The sequence below is a fragment of the Candidatus Similichlamydia epinepheli genome (assembly GCF_003056015.1).
In genome coordinates this window covers 1-5288 of sequence record NZ_PPEU01000050.1, presented here as the reverse complement: position 1 = coordinate 5288, position 5288 = coordinate 1, and the positions used below count along the sequence as shown (strand labels likewise).

Annotated in this window: 4 protein-coding genes and 1 pseudogene; 1 reads left to right on the top strand and 4 read right to left on the bottom strand. The window is 41.1% G+C overall.

Annotated elements, in window-relative coordinates; genetic code table 11:
• Nucleotides 1-1316 (top strand): ATP-dependent DNA helicase (locus GCCT14_RS03420; RefSeq protein ID WP_157952562.1); only part of this gene is annotated, 1316 nt, incomplete at its 5' end.
• On the opposite strand, the gene cmk is transcribed toward GCCT14_RS03420, so the two are convergent.
• From cmk to GCCT14_RS03400, 4 genes and pseudogenes are all read right to left on the bottom strand, one after another.
• Nucleotides 1243-1950 (bottom strand): (d)CMP kinase, encoded by a 708-nt coding sequence (gene cmk, locus GCCT14_RS03415; protein ID WP_108624251.1) that lies wholly within the window; start codon nt 1948-1950, stop codon nt 1243-1245. The two genes, GCCT14_RS03420 and cmk, sit on opposite strands and share 74 nt — an antisense overlap.
• Nucleotides 1941-2759, bottom strand: coding sequence for a phosphatidate cytidylyltransferase (locus GCCT14_RS03410; protein ID WP_108624250.1), 819 nt, complete (start codon nt 2757-2759; stop codon nt 1941-1943). Before GCCT14_RS03410 ends, cmk begins: the two co-directional genes overlap by 10 nt.
• 1 nt (nt 2760) lies before the next feature.
• Nucleotides 2761-4560 (bottom strand): translation elongation factor 4, encoded by a 1800-nt coding sequence (gene lepA / locus GCCT14_RS03405; RefSeq protein ID WP_108624252.1) that lies wholly within the window; start codon nt 4558-4560, stop codon nt 2761-2763.
• Between the two features lie 21 nt (nt 4561-4581).
• Nucleotides 4582-5288: pseudogene (locus tag GCCT14_RS03400) on the bottom strand (NADP-dependent phosphogluconate dehydrogenase); the annotation flags it as partial.

The following is a 5288-nucleotide window of genomic DNA, read 5'->3' as shown; positions in this document are numbered from 1 at the left end:
TGATTTGCTCTCCTTCTCGAGTACCTTCATTTGACATAGAATCTTCTTTGGAATGGGCTTCTAAAGAGATAGGTATGACTCTTGCACCTGCCCAAAAGGAAGCCATTCGAATGGCATATCGCAATAAAGTTAACTTATTGACAGGTGGTCCTGGGACAGGAAAGAGTACTATTACACGTTGTTTAGCTTTAATTGGCTCTAAGTTAGGATTAAACCTAATCTTTTGTGCTCCTACAGGAAAAGCTTCGCAACGTTTAGGGGAAGCAAGTGGCAGATCTGCACAGACCATTCATTACTTACTTGAATACGATTTCACATCCCAAACCTTCAGGAAGTCTGAAAGGAGTCCATTACAAGTTGATATACTTGTAGTGGATGAGATGAGCATGGTGGACTGTTTCCTTTTTCATAACCTCTTGAAGGCCATTCCGTCTCATGCTCATTTAATATTAGTTGGAGACCGTGATCAATTAGCTAGCATTGGACCTGGGAACGTCTTTGGAGATCTTCTCATATCTAATCGCCTACCTGTTTGTACTCTTTTAACTCTCTTCAGGCAATCTGAAAGATCTGGCATTGCTAAAGCCGCCCATCTAATTAAGGAGGGAAGATCTCCCCTTGCTGCGTTAGAGGAAAATGATCACGACTTTTCTTTTGTTGAAGAGATGGATGAAGATAAGATCGTTAAACGGATCTGTTACGAGGTATATGAGCGCATCCCCAATCTTCACAAACTTGACCCACAAGAAGATATTCAAGTCCTTTGTCCTATGAGGAAAGGACCGGTTGGAATCGAACGACTAAATATTGCGCTTCAACAAAGCTTTCAAAAAGGACAGTCAGGGCAATTTTCAATTGGAGGGAGAACATTTTTTCTCGGAGACAAGCTGATCCAAACTAGAAACAACTATCGTAAAGAGATATTTAATGGATCAATTCACTTCTTGAGAAGCGCAGACATAGCCAACCGAACATGTGAAATGATTTCTATGGAAGGACGTTCTTTGACTTACCGATTCGATGAGCTAGATCAGGTTCAACATGCTTACGCCCTTTCAGTACACAAATATCAAGGAAGTGAAGCAGATTGTATAGTTCTGCCTATTCATCGATCACATTCAATCATGCTCTTTAGGAGGCTTCTATATACCGCTATCACACGAGCTAGAAAATATGTCATTCTCATCGGAAGCAAAAAACACTTCTGGTACGGAATAAGAAATAATAATCAAACTGAACGACTTACCGGCCTACGCCAGCAACTCGAAAAGAAATTGGACCCCATTCCTGTCGTATGCGATCTAGAATTTTCATGACGGTTTCCTGAAGAGACAAATCAGAACTAACCAATAACCAACATCCTTCTGGCTCGACTAGACCTCCGACAAGACGGTTCCTGTCATCTTCATCTCTCTTTTCTAATCTCTTTCTTATATCATCAATAGATTCTCCAAATGAACGCTGCCTCAAACGTCTTTCAGCACGAACATCTAAAGAAGCAGTTAAAAAAATCTTCAAATCTGCGCCAGGAAAAACTACAGAACCCATATCTCTCCCATCTAAAAAGAAGTATTTAGAGTTTTCTTTCTGAATGAGATCTTTCAAAAGATTATTCACGTACGATCTAACAGACCCATTTGTAGCTACTACGCCTATAGCAGACTCAATCTCTGTCTGATCTTTATCAGAAGGAGATGATAAAGATGACAGGAAAATAACTTTGGAAGAGACACATTCCCATGTGAGAAGACCATTCTCAAGAAGAGAAGGCAATCTCATTGCAAAATCACCCTCTGTTCCATCCCAACCACTCTTTAAGGCTACCCAGGTGATCAAACGATAAGCTTGTCCTGAATTAATCCAGACACCACCAGCCGACTCAGCACACAGACGAGCCACATCACTCTTGCCACTTCCACCAGGCCCATCAATAGTAATGATCAAAGACATGCAAAAGCGTATATAAGTGGACACGCCATCAAAATTGAATCTAACAAATCTAGTATACCTCCCATGCCTGGGAAGGTTCCACTGCTAGTCACGCCACACGACCTCTTGAAAGAAGACTCTATCAGGTCACCAAATTGAGCAAACAAGGATATCCCAGGAGCGCAAAAAATAAGAAGAGATGAACTCCAAGGAGCTGTCGTAACTAAACAGAGCAAAAATGTCATGACAGTCGCAAAACAAACCCCACCTAACACTCCCATAGAAGTCTTATTAGGGCTAACTCTAGGAGCAATCAAATGCTTACCGAAGTACTTCCCAACGAAAAAAGCACCTATGTCAGACCCTTTTGCAATTAGTACCAAATAGAGAACCCACCAACGTCCTGCAGTAACTTTCTCTTCCAAGAGTTGTTCAAAAAGAGCAACAGGCAAATGAATATAAAAGAAAATCAATAAGGATGCAGCCAACCTAATGAATGAAGAGAATGGATCAAAAAAGACCAATAATCCAATTAAAGATGTACAAGAAATCAGAGCCAAAGAAAGAGATGGAAGGAAATCAATAAGAATAAAAAATAAAAAACTCAATAACAGATGAAATGAAGGATGAATCAGATCCTTGTACACAATCTGCGTCATTCGCACAAACTCGTAAGTAGCACCCCAAGCCAGTAAACGAACTACTAAACGGCATATGAACATCCCAAGAGAATAGTTCGACATCCAAAACAAAAGAGAAGCCAAGAAAACACCAACCAATCCAGAAAAGATACGAACTCGTAACTCTCTCCACTCGACTCGTACTCGCAATTTACTCCTCCGACTTCAACACTTCTAGAAAAGCTTTCTGAGGTACAGACACTTTACCCATCTGCTTCATCCTCTTCTTCCCTTCTTTCTGCTTGTCCCACAACTTACGCTTTCTTGTGATATCCCCTCCGTAACATTTGGCCGTTACATCCTTAGCTAAGGCAGAAATCGTTTCACGAGCCAAAATCTTTCCTCCTACAGCAGCTTGTATAGGAATTTTAAAGAGATGCCTTGGTATGACATCCACTAGTTTCTTACAAAGGAGACGCCCCTTTCGTTCAGCCTTCGAACGATGGATTAAACACGAAAAAGCATCTACTATATCACCATTGATTCGTACCTCGAGCTTGACAATATCAGAGACTCGATATCCAATCGGATCATAATCAAACGAAGCGTAACCTTTCGAGAGAGATTTGAGCTGATCCCCGAATTCAACAACAATCTCATTTAAAGGAAACTCATACATCAAAATCAAGCGAGATGAATCTAAAGTCTCTGTTGATAGGAGTATACCTCTCTTATCTACCCCCAGCTGCATCACCGGTCCCAAATATGAAACCGGGACAAATAAACGAGCCTTCACCCATGGTTCCTCCACACTAACAATAGTCGCAGGATCTGGATAAAAAGTAGGATTACCAACTTCAACCTGTTTCTTCCCACTGAGCGTAAATCTATAAAGAACGCCAGGCGATGTAGAAATGATATCTAGATCAAACTCTCTTCGCAACCTCTCTACAATAATCTCAAAATGTAAAAGGCCTAAAAAGCCGCATCGGAAACCAGAGCCTAAAGCGTGGCTAGTCTCTTGTTCAACAGCAAGCGCAGAATCGCTCAACTGTAGTTTGCCAAGAGAGTCTCTCAAATTCAAATAATCGTCAGTACTGGCCGGATAAATTCCAGCAAAAACTGTAGGTTGAATAAGCCTGAACCCAGGCAAACCTTCCTGTATAGGTGATCCAACATGCACAATAGTATCACCGATACGTATATCTTTAACTTGCTTGATATGTGCGCAAATGTACCCAACTTCACCAGTATGAAGAGCCTCTAAAGGCATCTCTTTAGGGCAAAAAATTCCAACTTCAGTAACCTCAAACTCCTTCCTAGAAGAGAAAAAAACTATCTTGCTTCCCTTTTTCAAGGTCCCACTCATGATACGTACATAAACTAAAACTCCTCTGTAGGAGTCGTAATGAGAGTCAAATATAAGAGCTCTCAATTCTCCGTCAGATGAAGTCTTAGGAGGAGGAATTTGTGTTACTAAGGCCTCAAGAATATTCTCCACTCCCACACCTGTTTTCGCGGAACATGTAAGAACTTCAACTGGACTTCCAAGCAGATCCCGTATTTCTCTAATAACTCGCTCCGGCTCAGCAGCAGGCAAATCTATCTTATTAACAACTGGGATAATAGTAAGACCACGATCTATGGCAAGAAAAAGATTTGCAAGCGTTTGAGCCTGAACACCTTGTGTTGCATCAACGACAAGTATAGCACCTTCGCAAGCAGCAAGAGACCTAGAAACTTCATAAGAAAAGTCAACGTGTCCAGGAGTGTCAAGGAGATTAAGCTGATATTCTTCACCCAAAAACTTGTAACGCATTGTAACAAGATGCGCCTTGATCGTAATGCCCCTCTCTCGTTCTAAATCCATTCCATCTAAAACTTGAGGAACTAGCTCACGACAAGACAAAGTACCAGTCTTTTCAAGAAGCCTGTCAGCCAAGCTAGATTTCCCATGATCGATATGAGCAATGATGGAAAAATTACGTATCTGCTTACAAGAATTTTGCATTAATTGAACCAATTTCGATGATCAATTCCAATCTGTATGAAAAGACTGTTCCGATGTGGCACCAACACGTTTATAACCATGTGAACCAAATAAATCTCTAATGCCCTGGATCAAGTTCGATGGTAAAATTCCTGAACAAAGACCATCGTAAAAGGCTAACGTTCCACTCATACACGGCATTGGAATCCCCAATGAAACTCCTAGCTTAACAATCGTCCGCCAACCCTCTGAAGCCTCTTCAACTTGGTCAAGAAAATGAGGGACAAACAGAGAAGAACTACAATTCTTTTCCCCAAAAATCATTTGCATTTCAGAAAGTAAACGGCTTCGAATAATACAACCAGCTTTCCACACTCCTGCAACTGTTGCAGGAACAACGCCCCAATTATGCAGTTCAGATGCCCGAACAATCAATAAGAACCCCTGTCCAAAAGTTATAAGCTTAGAAGCTTTCAAGGCCTGCCCAAGAAAATTAGATTCTCGTTCTGTCCAAGCAGATTTATCACACGACTGTACACGATTATTACGTTCCTTAAACATATCTCGCAAAGTACGATCTCCGGAAAGAAATCTAGCTGAAACAGCTGAATAAAGACTTGGAACAGAAATCCCTAGATCTAAACTAGCTTTAATCGACCAAAGCCCAGTTCCCTTTTGTGAAGCCTCATCAAGAATCTCATCAACTAAACATTCTTTTTGTTCACCAGGATGACGCAAAACTCGAATCG